General features: G+C 37.7%; 26 protein-coding genes. 11 read left to right on the forward strand and 15 right to left on the reverse strand.

Translation table 11 applies throughout. The features are described from left to right. Window positions 1-31: 31 nt before the first annotated feature. Complete coding sequence (locus tag ACKTS5_RS01925) at window positions 32-454, forward strand: hypothetical protein (RefSeq protein WP_408042142.1); 423 nt, start codon at window positions 32-34, stop codon at window positions 452-454. Between the two features lie 35 nt (window positions 455-489). Here the strand turns inward: ACKTS5_RS01925 and ACKTS5_RS01930 are convergent, their stop codons facing one another. From ACKTS5_RS01930 to ACKTS5_RS01955, 6 genes are all read right to left on the reverse strand, one after another. Further along, window positions 490-2,859, reverse strand: a complete 2,370-nt coding sequence (locus ACKTS5_RS01930; RefSeq protein WP_408042143.1) for a TonB-dependent receptor — start codon at window positions 2,857-2,859, stop codon at window positions 490-492. Window positions 2,860-3,104: 245 nt separating this feature from the next. Next, window positions 3,105-4,400 carry a lipase family protein gene (locus ACKTS5_RS01935; RefSeq protein ID WP_408042144.1) on the reverse strand — a complete coding sequence of 432 codons (1,296 nt, stop codon included), beginning with the start codon at window positions 4,398-4,400 and terminating at the stop codon, window positions 3,105-3,107. Window positions 4,401-4,560: 160 nt separating this feature from the next. Beyond that, entirely contained in the window at window positions 4,561-5,157 is a 597-nt protein-coding gene (locus ACKTS5_RS01940) for an AAA family ATPase (protein WP_408042145.1), read from the reverse strand. Further along, window positions 5,121-5,750, reverse strand: coding sequence for a nicotinamide riboside transporter PnuC (gene pnuC, locus ACKTS5_RS01945; protein WP_408042146.1), 630 nt, complete (start codon window positions 5,748-5,750; stop codon window positions 5,121-5,123). Before pnuC ends, ACKTS5_RS01940 begins: the two co-directional genes overlap by 37 nt. Beyond that, a complete protein-coding gene (locus ACKTS5_RS01950) occupies window positions 5,734-5,994 on the reverse strand; it encodes a hypothetical protein (protein ID WP_408042147.1) in 261 nt (86 codons plus the stop codon). Before ACKTS5_RS01950 ends, pnuC begins: the two co-directional genes overlap by 17 nt. Window positions 5,995-6,050: 56 nt before the next feature. After that, window positions 6,051-6,677, reverse strand: coding sequence for a 4'-phosphopantetheinyl transferase family protein (locus ACKTS5_RS01955; protein ID WP_408042148.1), 627 nt, complete (start codon window positions 6,675-6,677; stop codon window positions 6,051-6,053). 62 nt (window positions 6,678-6,739) lie between these two features. Between ACKTS5_RS01955 and ahcY the strand changes: the two genes are divergently transcribed. Both ahcY and ACKTS5_RS01965 read left to right on the forward strand, forming a co-directional pair. After that, entirely contained in the window at window positions 6,740-8,056 is a 1,317-nt protein-coding gene (gene ahcY, locus ACKTS5_RS01960; RefSeq protein WP_408042149.1) for an adenosylhomocysteinase, read from the forward strand. Window positions 8,057-8,262: 206 nt separating this feature from the next. Beyond that, entirely contained in the window at window positions 8,263-9,132 is an 870-nt protein-coding gene (locus tag ACKTS5_RS01965; RefSeq protein WP_408042150.1) for an alpha/beta fold hydrolase, read from the forward strand. Between the two features lie 77 nt (window positions 9,133-9,209). Here the strand turns inward: ACKTS5_RS01965 and ACKTS5_RS01970 are convergent, their stop codons facing one another. The 6 genes from ACKTS5_RS01970 to ACKTS5_RS01995 all read right to left on the reverse strand — a co-directional run bounded on the left by ACKTS5_RS01970 (window position 9,210) and on the right by ACKTS5_RS01995 (window position 15,216). After that, window positions 9,210-9,716 (reverse strand): ferritin, encoded by a 507-nt coding sequence (locus tag ACKTS5_RS01970; protein ID WP_408042151.1) that lies wholly within the window; start codon window positions 9,714-9,716, stop codon window positions 9,210-9,212. Window positions 9,717-9,803: 87 nt separating this feature from the next. After that, window positions 9,804-10,100: a hypothetical protein gene (locus ACKTS5_RS01975; RefSeq protein ID WP_408042152.1), complete on the reverse strand. Its 297-nt coding sequence runs from the start codon at window positions 10,098-10,100 to the stop codon at window positions 9,804-9,806. 125 nt (window positions 10,101-10,225) lie between these two features. Then, window positions 10,226-11,233: a TlpA family protein disulfide reductase gene (locus ACKTS5_RS01980; RefSeq protein ID WP_408042153.1), complete on the reverse strand. Its 1,008-nt coding sequence runs from the start codon at window positions 11,231-11,233 to the stop codon at window positions 10,226-10,228. Between the two features lie 178 nt (window positions 11,234-11,411). Continuing rightward, window positions 11,412-12,941 carry a YifB family Mg chelatase-like AAA ATPase gene (locus ACKTS5_RS01985; protein ID WP_408042154.1) on the reverse strand — a complete coding sequence of 510 codons (1,530 nt, stop codon included), beginning with the start codon at window positions 12,939-12,941 and terminating at the stop codon, window positions 11,412-11,414. A gap of 94 nt (window positions 12,942-13,035) precedes the next feature. Further along, window positions 13,036-13,962: a hypothetical protein gene (locus ACKTS5_RS01990; protein WP_408042155.1), complete on the reverse strand. Its 927-nt coding sequence runs from the start codon at window positions 13,960-13,962 to the stop codon at window positions 13,036-13,038. Window positions 13,963-14,067: 105 nt separating this feature from the next. Beyond that, complete coding sequence (locus ACKTS5_RS01995; RefSeq protein WP_408042156.1) at window positions 14,068-15,216, reverse strand: DUF6438 domain-containing protein; 1,149 nt, start codon at window positions 15,214-15,216, stop codon at window positions 14,068-14,070. Window positions 15,217-15,324: 108 nt separating this feature from the next. Between ACKTS5_RS01995 and ACKTS5_RS02000 the strand changes: the two genes are divergently transcribed. Next, on the forward strand, window positions 15,325-15,573 hold the full coding sequence (locus ACKTS5_RS02000; protein WP_408042157.1) for a winged helix-turn-helix transcriptional regulator: 249 nt from the start codon (window positions 15,325-15,327) through the stop codon (window positions 15,571-15,573). A 211-nt stretch (window positions 15,574-15,784) separates the two neighbouring features. Here ACKTS5_RS02000 and ACKTS5_RS02005 read toward each other — a convergent pair whose 3' ends face one another. After that, the gene (locus ACKTS5_RS02005; RefSeq protein WP_408042158.1) at window positions 15,785-16,276 is read right to left on the reverse strand and encodes a hypothetical protein; all 492 of its coding nucleotides are present in this window, start codon (window positions 16,274-16,276) and stop codon (window positions 15,785-15,787) included. 24 nt (window positions 16,277-16,300) lie between these two features. Further along, window positions 16,301-17,569, reverse strand: coding sequence for a hypothetical protein (locus ACKTS5_RS02010; protein WP_408042159.1), 1,269 nt, complete (start codon window positions 17,567-17,569; stop codon window positions 16,301-16,303). 566 nt (window positions 17,570-18,135) lie between these two features. Here ACKTS5_RS02010 and ACKTS5_RS02015 point away from each other — a divergent pair. Beyond that, window positions 18,136-18,495 carry a winged helix-turn-helix transcriptional regulator gene (locus tag ACKTS5_RS02015; RefSeq protein ID WP_408042160.1) on the forward strand — a complete coding sequence of 120 codons (360 nt, stop codon included), beginning with the start codon at window positions 18,136-18,138 and terminating at the stop codon, window positions 18,493-18,495. A 141-nt stretch (window positions 18,496-18,636) separates the two neighbouring features. Here ACKTS5_RS02015 and ACKTS5_RS02020 read toward each other — a convergent pair whose 3' ends face one another. Further along, window positions 18,637-19,158, reverse strand: a complete 522-nt coding sequence (locus ACKTS5_RS02020) for a lactoylglutathione lyase family protein (protein WP_408042161.1) — start codon at window positions 19,156-19,158, stop codon at window positions 18,637-18,639. A gap of 535 nt (window positions 19,159-19,693) precedes the next feature. Between ACKTS5_RS02020 and ACKTS5_RS02025 the strand changes: the two genes are divergently transcribed. The 6 genes from ACKTS5_RS02025 to ACKTS5_RS02050 all read left to right on the forward strand — a co-directional run bounded on the left by ACKTS5_RS02025 (window position 19,694) and on the right by ACKTS5_RS02050 (window position 23,018). Further along, on the forward strand, window positions 19,694-20,380 hold the full coding sequence (locus ACKTS5_RS02025) for a response regulator (protein ID WP_408042162.1): 687 nt from the start codon (window positions 19,694-19,696) through the stop codon (window positions 20,378-20,380). Between the two features lie 117 nt (window positions 20,381-20,497). Then, window positions 20,498-22,087, forward strand: a complete 1,590-nt coding sequence (locus ACKTS5_RS02030) for a vitamin K epoxide reductase family protein (protein WP_408042163.1) — start codon at window positions 20,498-20,500, stop codon at window positions 22,085-22,087. 114 nt (window positions 22,088-22,201) lie between these two features. Further along, window positions 22,202-22,384: a hypothetical protein gene (locus tag ACKTS5_RS02035; RefSeq protein ID WP_408042164.1), complete on the forward strand. Its 183-nt coding sequence runs from the start codon at window positions 22,202-22,204 to the stop codon at window positions 22,382-22,384. A gap of 25 nt (window positions 22,385-22,409) precedes the next feature. Then, the gene (locus tag ACKTS5_RS02040; protein WP_408042165.1) at window positions 22,410-22,589 is read left to right on the forward strand and encodes a hypothetical protein; all 180 of its coding nucleotides are present in this window, start codon (window positions 22,410-22,412) and stop codon (window positions 22,587-22,589) included. 57 nt (window positions 22,590-22,646) lie between these two features. After that, window positions 22,647-22,811 (forward strand): hypothetical protein, encoded by a 165-nt coding sequence (locus ACKTS5_RS02045; protein WP_408042166.1) that lies wholly within the window; start codon window positions 22,647-22,649, stop codon window positions 22,809-22,811. 30 nt (window positions 22,812-22,841) lie between these two features. Next, a complete protein-coding gene (locus tag ACKTS5_RS02050; protein ID WP_408042167.1) occupies window positions 22,842-23,018 on the forward strand; it encodes a hypothetical protein in 177 nt (58 codons plus the stop codon). The last annotated feature ends 16 nt before the right edge of the window (window positions 23,019-23,034 follow it).

Genomic DNA, 23,034 nt, shown 5'->3' on the forward strand with positions numbered 1-23,034 from the left:
TTTTTCATATATTGAGCTCAAATTATTAGAAATGAAGAAAACAACTTATTTTTTGTTAGTCGTTTTAGCTATGTGTTTTACAGCTGTTAGCGCTCAAAAATCCAGTGGATTTGATAAAATTACATACAAAGCCGAAACCAGAGGGACACAGGTCCAAATTACCTTAGAGGGTGATGAAGTCGTTTTTAATCGCAACGGTCAGCAAAAGAAATATCAGGTTTCTTATGTGAGAAAAGCAAAAATTCAGAAGTTGTTATCAGAAGTATCTTTGAATGCGCTGAAGACTTTAGAAGTCCCGTCAAACAAGCGTTCATCAGATGCCGCCTTACAGGCACGCCTAGAGATAGAACAACGAGGAGTTCGGTATACATCTCCTACCTTTGACGAAGGGAATCCACCTACAAAGATTAAAGAATTGGTACATTTGCTCTTAGATTTGAGCAAACCAGAATAAAAAAAATCCGAGAATATTCTCGGATTTTTTTATTGTTAGAACTTAAGTGTCAGCCCTAATAAAACGTTTCTAGTGGCTTGCGGATAGTATCCGGCACCGTCTACTGTTTTGGTAGTACCCGGTTGCGACCAAGTATCGTCATAGGTATAGTAGTACCCTCTATCGACGTATTCTTTGTTAAAGATATTGTTGACCGTTCCGCTTAATACGATAGATTTGAAAACCTTTTGAGTTGGAATTTCAACAACTACATTTAAATCACTGGTAAAGAATCCTTTTAAGACATCTAAATCAGTTACTTTACTGTTGAAGTTACTCATGAACTGTTTTCCTACGTATTTTGATAAGAAGGCGATTTGTACCGATTGTACTGGTTGGTACACCAAGGCATTACCGAAAATGATGTCCGGTGAAAAGGTGATGGGAGTATCTCCTAAGTTCTGTAATTGCCCGTCAATTTTTGCGTAGAAATCTTGGTTTACGTTTTTACTAAACGCAATGTTCGGACGCAGTGCCAGTGTTTTTGCTAGGGTGATGTCCGCGTCAATTTCGATTCCTAAACGATAACTCTTTCCGCTTGAAGCGCGCAAAGGCTCTCCTGAATTCGGGTCAATGGCACCAGTTAAGATGAGCTGATTTTGGTAATCCATAAAGTAAACATTGGTATTTAACTTTACGCGATCCGTAGCAAAACGCCATCCTAATTCGTAATCGTTTAAGCTTTCGTGTTGGCTGTTCCCTCCTTCAAAATCCGCTCTGTTAGGTTCTCTATTAGCACGAGCATAAGAAGCGTATAAGCTGTGTTCGTTGTTAAAGGTATAGGTGAATCCTAGTTTTGGATTGAAAAAAAGATAGTTTTCATCAACAGCAATCGCTGCGCGTTTATCTGTAAGACCTGCGGTGCTATAATTGATAAAGCGTCCTTGAAGATCTACAAAAGCCTTTAATTCATCAGTAACATTGAAATTTACCTTTGAAAAAACACTCCAGTCCTGTTTCGTTGAGTTACTTTGGTAGTAACGATCTCCCCATTGCGTATTGGTAGCGAGTGCATTTCCCCAAATTAATTCTCCGTAATGTTCGTTTTTGTACTTACTGTACGACACTCCTGAGATTACTTCCAAGTTGTCGTTGGTATAGGTTAAGGTTCCGTTAGCCACATAAAAGTGGTTGTCTAACCAACGGCGAACGATGGCGTTACTTTTGTCTTGTACCAAATTGTTGTAAGCTGCGGCCGATACTCCTGATTTGAATTGTTCGAAATATCCTTTACCACGTGTATAATTTAAACCAACAGTGGTTGACCATTGTGCATTTAGTTTTTCATTCCAGTGCAATTGGTAGTGGTCTTGCCAGTAGTTGTCGGTTTCGTTTTCGTAGGTATACGGGTTTTGGCGTCTGTCTTGTGCCAATTGCTTTGGGGTTAATCCGGCCCAAGCTTGGTAGGTTTTCTCTTTTCCTCCAAAAACGAGTGCCTTGATAAAGGTGTTTCCGTTCTTATAACTTCCTTGTAAAAAGTACGATTTTAAATCCGTAAATGCACGATCTACATACCCATCAGAGTAGATGTTTGAAAGTCTACCGGCTAATTCAAAGTGCTCGTTGATACGTCCTGTAGTAAATTTAACCGTGTGTTTTCTAGTTCCGAAAGATCCAAATGAATTGGCAATTTCTCCACCAGCTTCTTCAGCCATGGCATCTGTTAAGATGTTTAAACTCGCACCAAAAGCTCCAGCTCCATTGGTAGAGGTTCCTACACCACGTTGTAATTGTAAACTTTGAGTCGAAGAAGCAAAATCTCCCATATTAACCCAAAATGTCCCTTGGCTCTCCGCATCGTTGTAAGGAATTCCGTTGATCGTAACATTTACTCTACTCGCATCCGAACCACGAACGCGAATGTAGGTATATCCAACTCCTGCACCAGCATCAGATGATGAGGTTACCGAAGGTAAATAATTTAATAAAACAGGAATGTCTTGACCTAGGTTGCGTTTGGCGATTTCCTTTTTGCTCAAGTTACTGTGTGTTACAGGAGCATCGGCTTTTACACGTACCGCTTGCACGAGTACTTCGTCTAAAACGTGATCACTGTTTAAAACAAAGGTAATCGACGTATTTTCTTTGAGGTCAATCTCTTGTTGTAAGCTAGTAAAACCGATATGGGCAATGCGAACTGTTTGTTTACCGGCCGGTACTTTGAGCATAAAGTTCCCCTCAACGTCAGTAATGGTTCCCTTTTGTAGTGAAGGAATACTAATGGTGGCTCCCTCTAAACCGTTTTGATTTTTGTCAGTTACCTTACCACTCAACACATAGCTTTGTGCATGAGCTGTAAGTCCGAGTAACATGACGAATAAAAAAGCTACTGTCTTCACTTTTTTACATACGAATGTCAACTTCATGATAGTCAATTCAGAATAAAAGGGGTAATTATTCTTCAGTTATGATTTGTAATTATTGGGGCTGATAATTTTATCAGCTTATTCCTAAACAGCATTACCTGTTCTAGGTTCTATGGGTATGATCTCAGCCTTTTTCAATTCGATAGCATATCGAATATGGCACCCCTTTATGAGAACGGCGCAAAGGTAAGGGGTTTCCTTCATGTAGAAAAGAAACCCCTTGTTTTTATCTGTAGCGAACATTCTTATACTTCTTCGGTACTAGGCTCTGGTTGCAAGGCTAATAGCTGAGTCATGTCAATACCTGTCAAGGTACTTACCTGATCTTGAACACAGTCTTTTTGGGTACAATTGTCAGGAATAAGCGCTGTTCTCAATGCATCGTAACGATCCATAAATTGGGTAATTTGAAGCAAACTAGAATAGGCTGTTGTATGCTGATATCCCGCCTGCATTAAAAAACGAACCAGATTTTCCAGGGCTGGGGTAAATGCGTGTAACTGCTTGGGTGTAAAATAACGTACAAAGCTAAATTTCGTACGCAAAACCTGATCAGAGGCTTTGTCAAAGCTACCTTTGAGTGCAGTAAGCGGTTGTATTTGTCGGTAGTTTTTTACATGTGGTAAAGGACGCGTGCTGATTTTATTGATGGCGGCGATCTGAGTTATCGGACCAATCATGTCTGGTGTAATTCCGAAATCTTGATACAGCGTTGGAATGGCTGCAAGTGTACTGGCTTGCCATGCCATGGGTACGATGTCGAGGTCATTTTTAACGGCGTGGTAGGCAATTTTTCCGAAGGTAAGTGCACCGTCTTTGGCAAGCAAACTTTCGTAGTAACTGACAAAACTTTCTCCGAGTTTTGGATGAGTTCCTATGGTCGGACCTGCCGAAGGATAGGTGGCTATTTTCATGGAGTTGGTGGTGTCCCAGGTAGCTTGTGTGTGCAGTAAATACAGTGCCAAAGCAGGTGAAAGGGCTCCTCCTAGGCTATGTCCGGCAACGGCTACTTCGGCAGCTTTGATACCGTTTTCATAAATGAAGTGTTGTAGTCCTTCTAACAAACCTCTTCCTTGGAATTTCATTTTTTTAGTGAGTATCTCAAGGCCTCTGGCGGTACCTTGTGCAATAGCTCCTTTTCCCTTTCCTGTAATAGACTTCCAAGATACAGTTTTGTTGACATCAAAATCTTCGTGCATCCAACCGAAGTAGGAAATAGGATTGGTTCCGGCAATGGCAATCACAAAGAGGTTTAACTGCGGGCTGTAGTATACGCCCATCGTATTGTCGGCAATCGCGGCGGAAGAATTTTCGTCGGTAGCGTAGACGACAGGTCCCCACACTTCTTTCCAGTCGTCACCGATGAGTTTTTTAATTTCTTTTTGAGCGAGTAGTGCGGTTGCGAGACCACTTACAAAGCCCTGGAGTTGTTCAAATGATTTTCCGCAGTCTTGATTATTGGGAAAGCTCAAGCCATAAGCGCTGTTACTGGCGAGCGATAGGCTGTGGATAATTTGTTGTTTAGAATAGGTTGGTTGCATAACGAACAATTGTTTAGTTAGATTAATCAGCGGCTTTCGAGGGAAGCCTACAGGATTAAAATTACTGTCTTCTCGTTATGGTACTGACTGTGATGGTTGTAAGAGTTCGTATTTAGTGCTTAACTCAGCTAGTATTGGGTATGTGTGTGCTGTTGGGGGCTTATAAGTTTTGTGAAAAGGTGTATAAATTGCTTTTTTCTGTCAAAATTTTATCGATATGTGCCACTGCTTTTTGCAAGCGGGTCGTTTTGTCTCCTTTGAGTAAAACGTAGGGCTTTTCATATTTTTTAAGAGCATCTTCAAAAGCGTTGAACATTTCTTCACGTTGTTCAGGTCTGTCTCGCAAGTCGTCGGCTACCCATGGCGTATCAATATAGGTCAAGAAATACACATCGTAGGTGTTCTCTTGAGCGGCCGCATCGAGTTTTGGGTCAACAAAACCTCCGTAATATTGCTCAGAGTACACCTTAGTTTCTAGCAAATCGGTATCACAAATAAGTACTTTATCTGCTTTTAAAGCGAGGTCATTTTCCAATTTCATCTGCCCTTCAGCTATGGGAATTAAATCGCTTTCTTCACAGGTTTTTCGCTCGTTGTTCCATTTGTCTTGTAGGTATTCTCTGGCGTATTCCGGAGCCCAAACAGTATTGTAATGACGAGCAAGCTGCTCAGAGAGCGTCGTTTTTCCTGTACTTTCAGGACCGAATAAAACTACCTTGACTAGGTTAATGTCGCGTTGCTTAAGTGCTTTTTCCATGAAATATATCCGAATATAGCGATGAAGGTGAAAACTAAATATTGTATGCTGGTAAAGGTGAATCCTTTATAGAAATACAAAGGTATGGAAATTAAATCGCCTAAAATCCAATAGATCCAGTTTTCTATTTTTCTGCGGGCCATTAACCACATTCCGACAAAGAAAACAGCGGTCGTTACGGTGTCTACATAGGCGGTCCAAGAATTCCATTTGTCAAAGGTTTGGTATACGGCAAATACAAATAATAGCGTCGCTATAAAAATGAGTACACTAATGCGTTTTTCTTTGTTCGTAGTTCTAGAGATGGGAGTCACTTCGGCGCCGTTTACCTTTTGGGTCCAAACATACCACCCGTATACACTCATGATAAAATAGTAGGCATTGATCATCATGTCTCCAAGCAGTTCCCATTTCAACAGCAGGTACACGAAAATAGCGGTACTTAACATACCTGTAGGGAATACCCAAATATTATTTTTTTTCGAGAACCAAACGGAGAGTCCTCCAAAAATTACAGCGATAAATTCTAAGGCTACATCCAATGGGGCGTAGCTACTGTATTGCCCGAAGAGAAAATCAAAAATTTGGCTCATAATCGCTTCGGTTAGATTTTACAATTTTCAGGAAGATAAGTCCGTTTTCCATCAATTCAAAGGCATTTTTTATCTCGGAGTGTAGCAAAGGCATCACGACATCGTAGTCGCCGTACACTTGGGTACTCAGTGGATTTTCAATAACCGTTAAACCGGAAGCGCGTAATTTTTTAATAAACGCGATAATTGGTGCTTCGAATTCGTTTTGTAGCGGACTCAAGGTAAGCTCGACAGATATTTGCATAATTGATTCATTCAAGGGGGGCTAAGGTACGAAGTTCTCAGCACATAATCGCCCCGCTAAAAGGCGTATACGCAGGTAAAATCCTCAATTTCTTCAAAGTGCACATCGTAGTCGTCCGTTTTACTTTCGTACAAGATTGTACCAGAAGTTTTTTGATCTTCAAAGGCAAAGTCTTCAATGTAGATATGGTCTAGAAACAACAGTTTTTTCTTTCCGTATATTTTGTATAAACTTTCTTTAGCTCCCCAAACTACCGTGAGTTTACTCACCAGGGCATCGTGGTTGGCGATGGACTTATAGGCGTCTATAGGGGTGAATTTGTGGGCAATTTTCACAATTTTATCGCGGCGTTTTTCGATATCGATTCCTACCGGATGTTCAGGTGAAATAATAATGGCCGTAAAGGTAAATGAGTGCGTAATGGAAATGTGATGACCGTTGTTCAGGTGTGGTTTTCCGAATTCGTCATAGCGCAAATCGCTATCGGTATAGCCTTCTTCTTTGAGTAAATGCCGGATACTGAGAAAACCTTTTTGGTGGAGTTCTGACTTCATGGCATCCACGCGGTTTTGACTCGTTGCTGTCAACGTGATTCCAGTCGTTAATTCTTCGATAGACTCTTCTATCTTCCAAATCAATACTTTAATATTGTTAACAAGTGTTACAGTTTTGTAAATAGGCATAAATTAAAAAGTTATTCCGTAACTTTGCAGCTCGAAAGATTGATAATAAATATACAAAAAATATGAGCACAAATACAGCTACATACGTTCCTTACAAAGTTAAAGATATTTCTTTAGCTGATTGGGGAAGAAAAGAAATTGAGTTGGCAGAGGCAGAAATGCCTGGATTAATGAGCTTACGCGAAGAGTATAAAGAGGAGCAACCGTTAAAAGGAGCACGCATTGCAGGTTGTTTACACATGACGATTCAAACGGCTGTATTAATCGAGACTTTACAAGCATTAGGAGCTGAGGTTACTTGGAGTTCTTGTAATATTTTCTCTACTCAAGATCAAGCTGCTGCTGCGATTGCTGCTGCTGGAACTTCAGTATATGCATGGAAAGGAATGAACGAAGAAGAGTTTGACTGGTGTATCGAGCAAACGTTATTCTTCGGTGAGGATAAGCAACCTTTGAATATGATTTTAGATGACGGTGGAGATTTAACCAATATGGTATTGGATAAGTACCCACACTTAGTTGACGGAATCAAAGGATTGTCAGAAGAAACAACCACAGGAGTACACCGTTTATACGAGCGTATGAAAAACGGAACATTGCCAATGCCTGCAATTAACGTAAACGATTCTGTAACGAAGTCTAAATTCGATAACAAATACGGATGTAAAGAATCAGCAGTAGATGCTATTCGCCGAGCTACAGATGTAATGTTAGCTGGAAAACGCGTTGTAGTATGTGGATACGGAGATGTAGGTAAAGGAACTGCTGCTTCATTTAGAGGGGCAGGAAGTATTGTAACCGTGACTGAAATCGATCCAATTTGTGCCTTACAAGCGGCAATGGACGGATTTGAAGTAAAAAAGTTAGAAACCGTAGTTGGTAATGCTGATATTGTAATTACAACGACTGGAAACAAAGATATCGTTCGCGGAGAGCACTTCGAAGCAATGAAAGATAAAACCATCGTTTGTAACATCGGTCACTTCGATAACGAAATCGATATGGCTTGGTTAAACGGAGAGCACGGAGCGAGCAAGGTAGAAATCAAGCCTCAGGTTGACAAGTACAACGTACATGGTAATGATATCATTATTTTGGCAGAAGGACGTTTGGTAAACTTAGGTTGTGCTACAGGACACCCGAGTTTCGTAATGTCGAATTCGTTTACTAATCAAACATTGGCGCAAATCGAATTGTGGAACAATTCAGAAGCGTATAAGAACGAAGTTTACATGTTGCCAAAACACTTAGATGAGAAAGTAGCAAAATTACACTTAAAGAAAATCGGTGTTGAGTTGACAGAGTTACGTCAAGATCAGGCTGAGTACATTGGTGTAACCGTAGCAGGACCATTTAAGCCTGAGCACTACAGATACTAATAGCATAAAGACTACTTCGTAGTTGATATTCAAAACCTCCAAATACGTTATTTGGAGGTTTTTTTTTGTTAACATAGTTTGGGAGTTTTTTAAGAAAGGAAGCCCTTTTTTAAGAGCTGTTGTTAATCCGCTGTTAAACCTTTAAAATTCAGTTGGGGAAGTGGAGGTTGAGCTGTTTTACCTACAATAATTAAAACCCAAAACAAATGAAAACTATGATGCAAAAAATGCTGCTACTCGTTGTAGCAGTTTGCTGTTTGACAGCTTGTAATGAAAAAGACACATTAGACAACCCGACAACCGATGTTAAACAGATAGCAAAACTGGTGACCTTTCACGGCAATAGGAATTCCAATACAGTTATCATCAATACACAAGGAGGCCCGGAAACGGCTTTAGATGAACGAACCTTAGGAGATATACTAACAAAAGCAGGTATTAAAGATCAAGCCTTGGTGGTGAATGTTCATCAAGTACAAACCGCAAAACCATCCTTGTTTACTAGTCGAGAAATTAGTTTTGATCAGGCAAAAAAATACGATCAGGAGAGTGTGGCTAACCTAAAGAAGGTGGTAGACTTTTACAAGGCGCAGCCGAAGAAAAAGGTGTATGTACTCGGGATTTCTTTCGGTGCTTTTATGACCCAAGAGCTAATAGCTAATTACGGAAAGGACGTGGCAGATGGTTATTTAATTTCCGTAGGACGCCTCGATATCGACAAGGAAACTTGGGAGCCATTTAGCAAAGGGATGGTAACGCGTTATGTATTTGACGCGTCGGGAAATTATACGATCGAAGCGCACAATATACCTGGTGTTAAGCAAAAAAATATGTCAAAATTGGCGGCTGGATTAGGGTATCACAGGTATACTAAAGAATGGGCCGCTCTTAAGGACCTCTCAAAAGTAACCTATGTATACGGAGATCGAGACGCACAAGTAGGACCGTTGTCTAGCGCTGAAATTGCCTTTTTAAAATCGAAAAAAGCAAAGGTGGTTCTCGTACCTAACGGCGGACATGGAACGGCCATTGAAAAAACAGCGACGATGATGAAAACTGTTTTTAATATCAAATAACAAATGCTGTAAAAACTAAAAAAGCCTCAACACTCGTTGAGGCTTTTTTAGTTTTTGTTACGAATAAATGGTACAGCTTAGGCTGTAGGTATGCGTTCGTCGATCATTTTTAAAGGCATATCGCCCATTAAATCGATCATGTCTAAGATATCACGTACTTTTTCCTCCTCTTCTGCTTGTTCTGTAACGAACCATTGTAAGAAGATTTCAGAGGTGAAATCACCTAACTGTCTAGAGGTTTTAAAAACGTGGTGTATGGCTTTCGTTACTTCGATTTCAGCGTCTAAAGAAGCTTCGAAAACGGCGCGTAAACTTTCAAATTCGTGAGGGACATCGGCAACGGTAGGTGACAAAGCGCTTCCACCGTTATCGTTAACAAATTTGAAGATTTTCATCATATGAGCTCTTTCCTCTTCTGCCTGCGCGTAAAAATAGGTCGCGCTATTTCTCAACTCACGTTGATCACACCAAGAAGCCATTGCTAAGTATTTTGACGAAGCTTTTTGCTCCATCATAATTTGTTTATTTAATAAATCAACGACCTCAACATGTAAGATCATATCTCTTCTGATTGCTGTTTCCATGATACTATGTTTTAGATAGTATAAAGGTACAGATTATAAGCGCGTCAAAAACGCGAAAGAGTAATTTATACAAAGTCTTAGTAAGTCTTAGTAGCTGTAGGTAGTATCCTGAAAAGTGTAGGCCAAAGCTTCTTTAACAGCTAATAATTGCGCTACGTCGAGGTAGAGTACGTGCTGTTTATCAGCGACAAATAGCAATACGAAGTTGTCTCCGTTGATGAGTTCTTCTAGGGCACCTATTTCTGTAAGTTCAAGTACTTTTGCTCTGAGTGCTAACAACTGGCAAAATCTAAGCGCGATGGTTTTGTGTTCTAAAACCAACTCATAAGAATTTCTTCGGCTATAGCGTACTTGTATCGATGTATTTGAAAGGCAGATGTCCATGCTGCAAAGATATTATTTTTAATTAATCTAAAGAAGCAAAATTTGTTAATATCCTGTGAACATCAAACGGTCCTAACAAAAAAACTCACCAATCGGTGAGTTTTTTCTTAACTATTTATCTAGAATTAAATCTCTAAAGATTTGAATAACTCTACTAATTTAGGGTTAGAAGGTCTTGGTGCATTTGCATCAACGATATTTCCTTCTGGATCTAATAAGATAAATCTTGGAATTCCAGAAACGCGGTAAGCGTCTGCAAATGACTTATCTTGCTTAGCGTATAACTGTAAACCAGTCAATTCTTTTTCAGCAACCATTTTCTTCCAAACTTCGTAATCGTTGGCTCTGTCAACAGAGATACTTACGAATTCGATGTTTTTATCGTGGAATTCCTTTTCTACTTTCTTTAAGAAAGGAATTTCATTTTTACATGGTTGACACCAAGTCGCCCACATGTCGATATATACGTATTTACCTTTTAAATCGTCTAAAGAAACTTCTCCTCCTTTGTGGTTTTCGTAGGCAACGAATTTAGGAGAGGCCATTCCTTTTGCTAGGTTCTTTTTGATATATGCCTTTTCATCATAGGCTCTTTTTAAATACTGCTTAAGATACCCTAAGTTTTGTTTTTGGTTAGCAGTAAAAGTAGAATCAAAAGTTTTGCTGTCAATAAGGTCGTTGAATTCTTTTTCATAAGCAGTTACCTTTGCGTCAAATGCGTCTTGCTCTAAATCCATTAAGGTTTCGTCTTGCATGAACTTGATTTCTTTTAACGCTGCTTTTGCCAAGTAGTTACTCTCCTCTGAACCTGCTCCAGTATAGTTTACTGTTTCGTCAAATTCTTTGGTATCTAAAGTCATGTTGATATCAGCCCCATTTTTTAAGTAGGCAGTTGTCACTTCACGACCGTCAAATAAACGATATACTCCCGTAGGAATCTTCATTGTATCTTTAAAAGTACCGTCTTCTTGTACTTTAATAACTCTTTTAAATCCTAATCTAGGGTTGGCAATTACCAAAGAGTCTGAGTTTTTATTGGTGATCTTACCGCTGAAGGTAAGGTAGTCTTTAGCCTCTTTTTTGCAGGAAACAATAGCCAGGGACGCTAATGCTAAATAGAAAAATTTTTTCATCTGAGATTTAATTATAGTGTTTAATGGGTGACTAAGTTAGTAATAATTAGATAAACTGGTCCTGTTAAAATTGTATTCACTGCTGGGAAGTGGTTAAAATTCGTGTTTTGGGTCGTTTTACAGGTTGAGAGTACCTCGTTTTGCATTGTTTGGAGGACGTTTTTTTATTTTTTGTTGTTCAAAACCAGTGGGTTCTGTCGAGACTTCGGTACAAAATAGCTTCGGAGAGGTGTTGTTCTTTGAGTGTGGGGGACTGATCCAGATCGGCAATGGTACGCGATACCTTTAGTATTTTATCATAGGCTCTAGCGGACAGAGCGAGTTGTTTCATGGCAGTTTTGATGAGTGCTAAGCAAGCTGGACTCAATGCGCAGTGGTGATGTAGTTGAGCACTGCTCATTTGTGCGTTGTAGTGGATGTTGGGGGATGACTGAAAGCGGATTGTTTGCAATTCGCGAGCTTGACAAACGCGTTTTCTAATAGTCTCTGAGTTTTCTGAATGATTTTTGGTCGTTAGTTTGTCAAATGGCACCGGGAGAACTTCAACATGCATGTCAATGCGATCGAGTAAAGGTCCCGATAACTTTTGCAGGTAGCGCTGCATTTCGTACGAGGAAGGAGCTGGAAATTGGTTGGAGCCGGGGAAGTACCCACTAGGACTGGGATTCATGCTGGCGATCAGCATAAAGCTACTGGGGTAATTTACGGTAAATTTTGCTCTAGAAATGGTGACATTTCTATCTTCCAGAGGTTGTCGCATGACTTCGAGTACACTGCGTTTAAACTCGGGGAGTTCATCTAGGAAGAGCACGCCGTTGTGGGCCAGTGATATCTCGCCGGGCTGGGGATATTGACCACCACCGACGAGGGCGACGTCTGAGATGGTGTGGTGAGGAGCTCTAAACGGACGTACTTGTACCAGTCCGGCATGCGATCGTACGCCGGTAACGGAATGGATTTTCGTAGTTTCCAAAGCTTCTTCAAGTGTCATGGGAGGAAGTATGGTAGGTAGTCTTTTTGCCAACATAGTTTTTCCGGCTCCGGGCGGACCAATAAGCAATAGGTTATGCCCTCCTGCGGCGGCAATTTCCATACAGCGTTTGATGCCTTCTTGGCCTTTAACATCGGAGAAATCCATAGTGTAGGCGTTGGAATATTGGCAAAAAATAGCGGGGTCTGTGACTACAGTGGTGAGCGGTGTAGCTCCAGTAAAATGTTCGATGACCTCGCTGAGGTGCTGAGCGGCGAGGATGTCTATACCACTGACTACGGAGGCTTCTAAGGCATTGGGTTGGGGGAGAATGAAATGTTTAAAACCTTCTTTCTGCATTTGAATAGCAATGGGGAGGGCTCCTTTTATGGGGTGTAAACCTCCGTCTAAGGAGAGTTCTCCCATAATAATGTATTCGTGTAGGTTAGAACAGTGTATCTGGCCAGAAGCGGCTAGTATACCGAGGGTAATAGGAAGGTCATAGGCAGTACCTTCTTTTCGGAGATCCGCTGGAGCCATGTTGATAATGATCTTTTTTCCTGGAAGTTTGTAACCGGTGTTTTTGAGAGCGGCCATAATGCGATAAGAACTCTCTTTGACGGCATTGTCGGGAAGTCCAACAAGGTGATAGCCTATGCCCATATCAATATTGACTTCGATGATTACGGTAGTTGCATCAATGCCAAACAGAGCTGCACCGTAGGTTTTGATAAGCATTTTTGTTTAAAAGTACGAAACTCATCAAAACCTCTAGTTTTATATGTAATAAGTGCTTAGATTGAAGTACTTTATTTAATGTTTTGTTTGTAAGTTAGTTAGGTGGTGCTTGTTTCTTCGCAATTGAATCAGAAGACCTATTTATCAAATTCAATATTTTCTTGTTTCGATTTCGTATGAGGTCTTTAAAGCTTTCGTTGTCAAAATATTCTTTATTAGCTTGCCTTGTACTGTTATTATCGTTTGTTAAATGTCTGGTAAATAGGGTTTCACTATTAGAAGCTAAAATTAAATCGCTTAGTACTATTTTACTTTTCGTGCAATCAAACAAGCTTACTTTTGTTGCTAAATGACCAGATATAAATTTGTCAAAAAGACGATTAGTTTTTTGGTATAACACATTATCAAGTACCAAAATATAGTTTACAGAATCTAGGTTTTTTATGGTTTGATTATAACTTTTTAGAAGTTCGTCATAAGCTACATCCGTATCGAAATTAAAATGTTTTTTAAGAGTTGTTTCCTTTTTGTAGAGTACAAAATCGGTTAAGTGTCTATCTTCTGGACTGTAAACTAGGTTAGATTTGTCATAATATTTAATTCCATATACGCCTTTTTTATCCTCGTAACGATCATAATACAAATCGCTAACTACCATGCAATTATTTCGTGTTAATATAATTGTAGTGTCGAGTTTAGTCTTTTTGATTTTTAGATTTTTAAATTCGTTTATAAATATTTTCCCTTTATCAGGCCACTTTTCTATTACCCTCTTCGGTATCGATTGTACCGTTTCTTTACTATAAGCCCAATTTTTATTCAATTTAAAATCACTAGCTTTTTGTGCTTTTGTTGTGTTGATAATAAATGTGTCTAGAGTGTGCTGTTTTAACTTTGCTAGACTGTCTAGTAATGTTTTTTTGTTACGGAAGTTGGATGATGAATTTTTAGTAGTATTTCCAGAACAATTTATAAGTAAAATACTACCTATTACTAAAAGACAAATTAAATGTTTAGGCATAGGATTTCATTTTGGTACCGAAAGGTATGTAATGCAATTTTATGTGGGTTAATGTAAAAGTATTTTTTCTCTTTGAAAAAGTAATTACGATTGTTTTCGTCCGTATTAATGGTAGGCTGTTTTCAATTTGAAATCCGCTTGCGTAAAATTCCTCGAAATAAAATTATAGCCTAAATCACGGGTAATCGATTTGTGATTTTTGAAAGAAAATTTAAACAATCTTCCGTCTGTTACAATTTTAACTAACTCGATTTTAGGTGTTTTCTTTTCGGTTGGGGCATTTATCCAACCGGGGGAGCTTACTGTAAATCTTATTTGATATTCAGGTTGAAAATTTGTTTGGACAATCTTAGATTTTTGAATTTCAGTCGATAAATAAAAACTTTCTGACTTCTCTAAGGTTACAATCTTGGAGTCTTTTTGAAAGTAGTGGTAGTGAAGCTTAGGATAAATGGCGTCATCGTTAAGTATACTATCAAACTTTAGTTGAGTGTAAAGATTCTCGATAGGAACGTAAGCCCATACCAATTCTTTGGGACCAGATTTTCCATAGTCGTAAATGGTTTTTATTATGCGGCCATTTTTTATGAAGGTAGTTGTTATGGTTTCATCATCTGTGTGGCTTGCTGAATACACATCTGATAGACTGTCAATGGCTATATTACGAAATTTTGAGAAAATCTGAGTTTTTTGAGCACTGTTGGTTTTTGATCTATAAAAACCTAAGGGATGTATATAACCTTCGCCTTGATAATATACTTCTCCATTTTTATGTAATGAAATATCGAGTACGGGGCAATAGCCGTAACAACCAGAACGAGAAAAGACAATTTGGTCAAAATCGAAGCTCGGAATGGAGGTTATTCTCTTTAACTCGATAAAAGTAGAATTGTTTCGTTCTAACACCAAAGTGTTTTTTAGTAGCTTTTTTATACGCCAACTAAATTTCCAATTTTGACTGAAAGGATCTTTTATAAAAATGCTGTCTTTTCTCACTTCATAGCGAGTAGTAAGGCCTTTGTAGTTTTTTCTATGCACCCCAGATGTGGAGTCTCTTTCATACCGAATAAAACCATTAAATAATTCAATTTTTGTATCCGAAAAGCTAAGGCCAAAATGTTCATTATTGTCTTTTTGTACTTTACTCCAAGACCCATCCAATAGGACTGTTTTTTTCTTTTTTTCTTCACGGCATCCCAGGGTGAAAAAAGTCAATACTAGTAGGTTAAGGCTAATTTTTGTAATTCTTTTCATGGCTAGCAATTTTTTGAATAACGGCCAGTTATCGCGATGAAGATACGATTTTTTTGAATTTCGGTATATTTGTTAGTCCCCATGGTACCTACCCAAAATAAGACTTCTATGCAAAGCCAGAAAATAGTTTATAAAGGCAAAGAGTTTGTGTGTTTTTTAGCATTTGTAGTGCATTTAATTGGTGACAAATACAAAACACTTATCATGTATTACCTCAAAGACGGTCCTCAGCGCTTTGGAGTTTTACAAAAATCCATTGCGGGGATATCGAACAGAATGTTTAGTTATGCCATTAGAGTCCTGGAAAAGGAAGTGCTATTGATACTGTATATGTTGAACAACTATGGAGAGCGGTAGAATATGAAAATACCTACCTGAACATAGATTTGTGCCAATAGCTCAAGGAAGGCGTGAGGAATCCAAAATCAAATATCATTAAAAGTGTCTAATTCCTAAAAAAAATAGGATAATAAATCAGTTGCTAAATAATTTATTTAACTGTTTTTCTGACCTAAACTTAGAGGATGATCAAATTAATTTATGCTTTTTGGTTTTTATAAATTATGAATTATTTAACCTTAAACCCTCTTGTTCCTATATAAGTCCAATCAACATCATATTTCAAAAGCTTATCTTTATATTTTTCTATAATTATAACTTTAAAATAATTGTGGTTATTTGTTATCGGTATTAGATACTGATCTTTTTTATCTTTCCAATACTTATCTTCTTTCAATTTTTGTTTAATAAATTTAAATTCATTGCTAGATAATTGATTAGTTTTTGAAATTTTGATTTTTTTTAGATTCTTAATATTACAAGTATCTATTTTATTTTTTCTTTTAGAAAATTTAAATACTTCACCTTCTATGTAGAAATATACTTTTTCATTAGACTTATTTTTTTTATGAATTTTTGAATTGAAAAGTATATACTTAATTGGTTTTAAATGTTTTTCTCCTCCTTTATGAAATACAAAATAATCATCTTTCTTTTCTTGAGAATGTGACAGAATATTACCCCCTATTAGTAAAAATAAAAACAAAAATATTTTATCCATAATTAATTACAATTTGAAGTTCCATTAAAAAAAATGTTTATTTAGTATATTAGTAATGGCTTGTTGTTCGCTAGAAATCAAATTTTGCCAAGCTATAGTACTTTGGTTATTTTCTATTTCACCCAAACCAGCCCATGCTATAGCTTCATATTTTGAACGGGAAAGTCTATTATTATCAAAACTCTGTAAAATATCTGCTATGGTAGTTCTGTAATGGGAAGCCATCATATTATGATTCCACATTGGATTCCATCTTTCTACATAATAATTATATAATCCGGGAAAATTATCTTTTAATGAATTAACATAGTTCTCAGCTTCTTGTTGACTCATAATTGCAGTGTTTAAATCACCACGCTGAGCAGCGGATAACAATTTTCTGAAAATTTCAGCATGAATTAATTCATGGGCTAATGTTGCTGCAACTCCTAAATCTGATAAGTTAGATAGTCTGTTTTCATTTATTTGAATTTCAGTAATATAATCTACTGGAGGGATAGTAATACCATATGTGTTTAAGCCAATACTATTATTTATTGTGAATTTTAAATGACTAACGGGAAATTGACCATCAAACTTTTTAATCATGTCTTTAAAGTTTCTACTAGACCTAGTTAATTTATCATATACACATTTTGATTTTCCACTTAAATAATTGATAATTATATCTTCACATTCTTTTTTTGTGACCGTTCTTTTAAGTTTAGGACAATAATCACAGTCTGTCCTCATTAAACACATATCAGTTATGGGAAGCCCACCTCCACTACCACCTCCAGGGACTGTTACAGAATTCCCTCCTGAATCAGACCCTCCGGGACCTACACTTCCACCACCTCCTGGGATAGGAGTTTCGCAAGAAGAAAATTGAACAAACATTGAAGGGGGATTCCCTTTATCAGCGTTATCCCAATAACTACAAGAATGTACTGTTTCTTCATTTTCAAAACTATGTTGGCCGGAACTACATTTTATGTATACCGTTTTTGGGCATAGTTCATTTTTACTAGCCGTTGATTTATTCAAAACAGAACTTCCAATTCCTTTACTATTAATTTTAATAATATCAATAAGTGTTCCTTTTAAATCGTGAATATGTATTTCTTTCTTATACTTACCGATATAAGTAAAAAAACGTTCTGTTACGACGTTGTTTATTTTTACAAATAAGTAATCTCTTGGATAATCACCAAACATTCTAACTGGGGCAAAGAATACCTCCTTCTCACCCTCTTTTTTATAATAAGCCTTGTATAAGTTTAACCTTAAAGCAAAGTCTTTTTTATCATTCAAAGTGTTTCCTTTTGATCTAAGAATATCTAATTTTAAAAAATCACTTTCTTTAACCCCTAGGTTTTGAAAATTGTGATATTCTTCTGTTGTAGAAGCGACCTCTGATGTGTTGCAGTTACATATGAAAAAGGAAATTGACAGCAATATTATAATTCTAAATAGTAATTTCCTCGCAGTTTTTTTTGGGTTGATTAACAGTGTTTTAAAGGTAGTTAAAAAATATGGAGAGGGGCAGGGAATTATGTTTTTATTACGTTAATAGAACGACCTCCTCCCACAAGATAGGACTATTTTAAAATCCTATTCATTAAAGTAGTAAATAAATGGACTGTCAAAGCCTGTGTTTAGATTTGTTGGATCAGGATATTTTTTAAACTAAATTATAGGTACTTTTATTTATAATATCAAGATGGGGGACTCAAACGGTAGTATCGCTTTAGGCAATCTTGGTTATAGGAATTTGTATTATTCAAGGTTTGAATCCCTATGAAATTCGATTTATACGATTTTTTTAAATTTCGGTATATTTGTTAGTCCCCATGGTACCTACCCAAAATAAGACTTCTATGCAAAGCCAGAAAATAGTTTATAAAGACAAAGAGTTTGTGTGTTCTTTAGCATTTGTATTGCATTTAATTGGTGACAAATACAAAACACTTATCATGTATCACCTCAAAGACGGTCCTCAACGCTCTGGAGTTTTACAAAAATCCATTGCGGGGATATCGAACAGAATGTTTAGTTATGCCATTAGAGCCCTGGAAAAGGACGGTTTAGTAACCCGAACGGTATATCCTGAAGTTCCTCCTAAAGTAGCCTATGCATTGACGGAAGAAGGTAGATCCTTATTGCCCGTGATCATGGCGATGGATCAATGGGGAAAAGATTTTGCTGAGCAACAGCATTTATTAGTATCAGAACGGTAAGAGTGATTACTACCAGCTATAAAAAGCAATTACTTTTCCAAAGGGAAAAGCAATTACTTGGGGTAGTTAAATGCTACCGTGAAAAAGGGGAAACAAATAGATTTCTTTGCTGAGGGGGCTGTTTGTTACTTCTGAACCAAGTTAATTATAGGCGCCAGAAGCGTAATGCAATTCATAGGCATGCGAGTAAATTTCGAATACGGTTCCGAACGGATCCTCTACATAACACATGCGATAAGGTTTTTCACCGGGGTAATAGGCCCGTATTGGCATGCGTTGTTTTCCTCCTGCTGCGACGATTTTCGCAACGAGGCCTTCGATATCTGGATCTTGAACAGAAAAATGAAAGAGTCCTGAATGAAAAGGTTGAAATTGGGCTGTGGTTTTTCTACTGGAGTTAAACTCAAATAATTCGATTCCGATGCCATCGCTTGTAGCTAAGTGTGAAATTTTAAATGATTTCCACCCAGTACCAAATACGTCGCTACACATAATACCGATAGGGGTTTCGTTTTCTTCATTGATCACTGTTGGAGGCATGATACAGTAAAAACCGAGTATTTCTGTATAAAAGCGTACCGCAGCTTCCAAATCGGGGACAGTGATACCGATATGGGAAAAGGCTCGCGGATAGCTCGTTGTTTTTTCGGGGGTAGTTTTCATGTTTTTGTGGTTGTAATACAGTTTATGTTCAGCCGTTGGTATTCCATTGCGCAAAGGAGGTAGTGCTGTTTTGAGGCAAAGTAAGTGTTAAAATGTCTGCTGGGCAAGAGGTTACATTTTTTGCACATGGTTACACAGATGTGAGCTTTGTTGATTTTTAGCACGTTATCGACGAAAAAAAATGAAAAAAAAGAGAAGGTTAGTCTAGCGTAAAGGGGGAGTTATTGCTTAGCATTTAGCGGTAACGATAAAATAATTGCTTACTATAAAATACGCGAAAATTACTGAGTATCATACTATTTTTAGTAAAAAAACGTTAAAATAATTGTATTCTTAACATTAGTTTTTTGTTTTAATAACAATTATCTCTAAATTTACGGAGCTCCCATTGCGAATTTTTCAATTTAGAAAGGAGCAGGCTATATACTTTTTTTGATTGTTTTTCGCGAGTTTTCGTCGTCGAACATATACTGCGCAGTAAATTACTGAGTCTTCAGTGAATGCTGCTGCACTACTACACACTAAAAAATAACTTATGATGGAAAAAGAAAAATTCACAGTGCTCATTGTGAATGATTACCCCTTGGTATGTGAAGCTTATAAGAAAGCTTTTCTGCAAGTACAAGATTGCTGTAATTGTGGGATTTTCAATTTTGTGGAAGCGCATAGTTATGACCAAGGAGTACACATTGTTCAGCATTATGTACAAACCAATGCTAAAATTGATTTGGCCTTCTTGGATCTTAAATTGCCCTCTGCTGAAAATAGCAAAATGATTTCAGGAGAAGATTTAGGAATCTACATTCGAGATAAATTGCCAAACTGTCGCGTGGTCATTTCGACAACCAATGACAACAAATACATTATTCACAGCGTATTTAGATCAACGAACCCAGATGGACTTCTCATTAAAAGTGATATCTCTTTTAATGAATTGACCCAAGCCATTCAGGAAGTCATACACGACCCGCCTTACTACAGTAAAACCGTCTTAAAATTGTTGAGGAAAAAAGTCTCTGTGGAGTTCTTTTTGGACGATGTAGACCGCAAAATTTTGTACGAATTGTCTAACGGAGCAAAAGTAAAAGACATGTTGGGATATATTCCCCTTTCCGTTGCCGCTATTGAAAAAAGAAAACGACACTTAAAAAAAATGTTCAACGTTAAAGAACGTGGACATAGAGAATTGATAATGAAGGCCAAAGAAAGTGGCTTCATTTAAGATGGTAAAAGTAAGTGGTGTATATCCTTACTTTTTTTATTGAAAAAATATAAAATTTATATTTTTTTAAGTATAAATTTGGAAATACTGTAATAAATAGCTAAAACTAAAACAACATTGAAAAATTCTATCAGCAGCTTAGTTGCTCAATTACTACGTAAAAATAAAATCCCATTTGATAAAGAAGAGTTGGATTTTCAAATCCAAAGTCACCCTTCTTATCCCAGTTTACATGCAATTACAGGAGTATTGGACCATTTTTCTATCGAGAATATCGCAGCGGATATTCCTGTAAATAAAGAAACATTGGTACAATTACCACCGTCCTACATGGCTCAAGTGAAATCTGAGCGCGAAGGGTCGGAGTTAGTAATCGTAGAACGAAAAGGCACCAATTATACCTTGTATCCTGCAGAGGGTAAAAAGGAGAGCATGCATGACGAGATGTTTTTACAGCGATTTACAGGAATTATTGTAGCCGTTGAAAAAACGGATACCGTTGAAAAACCCAAAACAAAAAACACGCTGAGTTACCTTTTGTTGGCTGGTTTTATGACCTTAGTAGCTGCAGTGTTGTTTGTAAATTCAGCCGAATTATTGGAAACAGCTCACTGGGGACTTTCAGTTGTGGGCTTGGTGGTGAGCTTGGCAATTTTTAAACAGGAATTAGGACTGCAATCTACTATTGGAAATGCCTTCTGTTCAGGAGTGGACGATAAAAAGGATTGTGATGCCGTATTGACGTCTAAAGGAGCGGAGATTTTTAAAGGAGTTAAGTTAAGTGATTTAAGTATGTTGTACTTCGGTGTATTGAGTATCGCTGGAGTGGTGTTGATGCATAATTTATCACTGGTTTATGCAGTGAGTCTACTCGCAATTCCGATGACAGTCTATTCTATATATTACCAGTATGCCGTTGTAAAAAAGTGGTGTATGCTTTGTTTGAGTTTAGTAGCAGTGCTCTGGGTTCAGGCAGCATTGTCTTGGCAACCCTTTATTAATGAGTTCTCGTGGAATTTAATTGACGGACTTGTTTTTGCTCTGATAGGTGTTGGGAGTATTGGGGTATGGAAGTCGGTAAAACCATTGTTGGTTGAGGTAACTTCATTGCGTAAAAGTAAAATCGAGAATGTTAAGTTTAAACGTAACTACGGAATATTTGAGACACTGTTGAGAAAGTCACCTGTATTGCAGACGGAAATCCCAGGGAGTGAAGAAATTGTTTTTGGAAATCCGATGTCTAGCTTAGAGTTAGTGATTGTAACGAACCCGTTTTGTGGTCATTGTAAGCCGGTACACAAGCAAGTAGATGCTCTGCTAGCGAGGTTTAAGAATTTTGTGAAAATCAAAATTCGCTTCAACGTGCCTACAGGGACTCCTGATGCGGATGTGGTGAAAATTACATCGAGACTTTTGGAAATCTACAAGGATAAAGGGCAACACGAATGTTTAAAAGCCATGAATGAGATTTATGAAAAGGGGAATGCTGAACGCTGGTTGCAGAAATGGGGAAGTTGCGCATTTCCTGAACATCAGTTAAGTGAATTGGAACGTCAAAACAACTGGTGTGCTGATAACGCCATTAATTTTACTCCAGAAATATTAATTAACGGAATGTCGTATCCTAAAGAGTACGATAGGTCTGACCTTATTTTCTTTATAGAAGAACTGGAAGAAAGCAGCGCTCAAGCTGCCAAAACATTATAAAAAAAACCAAAGCACAAAAGCTTTGGTTTCGAACAATATTCTCTCGCGAAGAATAGACACACTCGGTGAGTGTCTTTAAATGTTCACCGCAAATGTAATCTTAATATTTCAATAATGAAAAACATCATCAAAACTTTAGGAAAAGAATTAGAAACAGGGCAGTTGCGGGAAATTCAAGGTGGAAATTTTTTACAGTGTATTGCCTGTATGGACAACTGTAGAATGACGAGCAGAGATCGTATAGAATTAGGAAATTGTATGGACAATTGCAGAGCAATGTCGTATTGTCAAATATAAATTTTTCTAAAAAAAAGAGAAGTTAATGAAAACTCGTATCAAAAATCTCGGTGTAGCCTTGGCTAAAGAGCAGCAACAACAAATACTTGGAGGAAATCCGGTATTGTGTTTTGAATGTATCAATCAGTGTCGTTTCAATAATTCGACCAAAGAGGATTTTGCGAACTGTATGGAAGCATGCAGGTTGAGTCCGGTGTTTCAATAAGTAACACGCCCTAAAATAACCCTGCGCGAAGCGCTAAACTAAATACTAAAACTAATTATGAAAACGAATTTAAAAAAATTAGGAACTGAATTGTCTAAGCAAGCACAACGTGCTGTAATGGCCGGATTTGGTCCTTGGCCAACAAATGAGCAAGATTGTTTGGCCTGTGGAGGTGAATGGGGAGGTTTATGTGCCTTACCAATAGATTCTCCGTGTTTATAAGCTAACTGTTAACCAAAAAAACTTTTAAAAATGAAAAAACATCTTATATCTTTAGGAACCGAACTAAGTAAAGACACCTGTAAAGCTATTAATGGTGGTAACAACCGCTTTGTTTGTAGAGCTGGGTACATCAATGATACGGATACCTGCCGTAGAGGGTACTACCCACATCCAGTTTACGGAGCAGTAGTGTGTTGTAGAAGTTAAAAAAAATAAAAAAAGA

The organism is Tenacibaculum litopenaei (assembly GCF_964514025.1).
Lineage (GTDB): Bacteria > Bacteroidota > Bacteroidia > Flavobacteriales > Flavobacteriaceae > Polaribacter > Polaribacter litopenaei.

Excerpts from the sequence above, each read along its gene's own strand:
- ACKTS5_RS01925 (WP_408042142.1), top strand. The coding sequence starts at position 32 with ATGAAGAAAACAACTTATTTTTTGTTAGTCGTTTTAGCTATGTGTTTT.
- ACKTS5_RS01930 (WP_408042143.1), bottom strand. The coding sequence starts at position 2,859 with ATGAAGTTGACATTCGTATGTAAAAAAGTGAAGACAGTAGCTTTTTTA.
- ACKTS5_RS01935 (WP_408042144.1), bottom strand. The coding sequence starts at position 4,400 with ATGCAACCAACCTATTCTAAACAACAAATTATCCACAGCCTATCGCTC.
- ACKTS5_RS01940 (WP_408042145.1), bottom strand. The coding sequence starts at position 5,157 with ATGGAAAAAGCACTTAAGCAACGCGACATTAACCTAGTCAAGGTAGTT.
- pnuC (WP_408042146.1), bottom strand. The coding sequence starts at position 5,750 with ATGAGCCAAATTTTTGATTTTCTCTTCGGGCAATACAGTAGCTACGCC.
- ACKTS5_RS01950 (WP_408042147.1), bottom strand. The coding sequence starts at position 5,994 with ATGCAAATATCTGTCGAGCTTACCTTGAGTCCGCTACAAAACGAATTC.
- ACKTS5_RS01955 (WP_408042148.1), bottom strand. The coding sequence starts at position 6,677 with ATGCCTATTTACAAAACTGTAACACTTGTTAACAATATTAAAGTATTG.
- ahcY (WP_408042149.1), top strand. The coding sequence starts at position 6,740 with ATGAGCACAAATACAGCTACATACGTTCCTTACAAAGTTAAAGATATT.
- ACKTS5_RS01965 (WP_408042150.1), top strand. The coding sequence starts at position 8,263 with ATGAAAACTATGATGCAAAAAATGCTGCTACTCGTTGTAGCAGTTTGC.
- ACKTS5_RS01970 (WP_408042151.1), bottom strand. The coding sequence starts at position 9,716 with ATGGAAACAGCAATCAGAAGAGATATGATCTTACATGTTGAGGTCGTT.
- ACKTS5_RS01975 (WP_408042152.1), bottom strand. The coding sequence starts at position 10,100 with ATGGACATCTGCCTTTCAAATACATCGATACAAGTACGCTATAGCCGA.
- ACKTS5_RS01980 (WP_408042153.1), bottom strand. The coding sequence starts at position 11,233 with ATGAAAAAATTTTTCTATTTAGCATTAGCGTCCCTGGCTATTGTTTCC.
- ACKTS5_RS01985 (WP_408042154.1), bottom strand. The coding sequence starts at position 12,941 with ATGCTTATCAAAACCTACGGTGCAGCTCTGTTTGGCATTGATGCAACT.
- ACKTS5_RS01990 (WP_408042155.1), bottom strand. The coding sequence starts at position 13,962 with ATGCCTAAACATTTAATTTGTCTTTTAGTAATAGGTAGTATTTTACTT.
- ACKTS5_RS01995 (WP_408042156.1), bottom strand. The coding sequence starts at position 15,216 with ATGAAAAGAATTACAAAAATTAGCCTTAACCTACTAGTATTGACTTTT.
- ACKTS5_RS02000 (WP_408042157.1), top strand. The coding sequence starts at position 15,325 with ATGCAAAGCCAGAAAATAGTTTATAAAGGCAAAGAGTTTGTGTGTTTT.
- ACKTS5_RS02005 (WP_408042158.1), bottom strand. The coding sequence starts at position 16,276 with ATGGATAAAATATTTTTGTTTTTATTTTTACTAATAGGGGGTAATATT.
- ACKTS5_RS02015 (WP_408042160.1), top strand. The coding sequence starts at position 18,136 with ATGCAAAGCCAGAAAATAGTTTATAAAGACAAAGAGTTTGTGTGTTCT.
- ACKTS5_RS02020 (WP_408042161.1), bottom strand. The coding sequence starts at position 19,158 with ATGAAAACTACCCCCGAAAAAACAACGAGCTATCCGCGAGCCTTTTCC.
- ACKTS5_RS02025 (WP_408042162.1), top strand. The coding sequence starts at position 19,694 with ATGATGGAAAAAGAAAAATTCACAGTGCTCATTGTGAATGATTACCCC.
- ACKTS5_RS02035 (WP_408042164.1), top strand. The coding sequence starts at position 22,202 with ATGAAAAACATCATCAAAACTTTAGGAAAAGAATTAGAAACAGGGCAG.
- ACKTS5_RS02040 (WP_408042165.1), top strand. The coding sequence starts at position 22,410 with ATGAAAACTCGTATCAAAAATCTCGGTGTAGCCTTGGCTAAAGAGCAG.
- ACKTS5_RS02045 (WP_408042166.1), top strand. The coding sequence starts at position 22,647 with ATGAAAACGAATTTAAAAAAATTAGGAACTGAATTGTCTAAGCAAGCA.
- ACKTS5_RS02050 (WP_408042167.1), top strand. The coding sequence starts at position 22,842 with ATGAAAAAACATCTTATATCTTTAGGAACCGAACTAAGTAAAGACACC.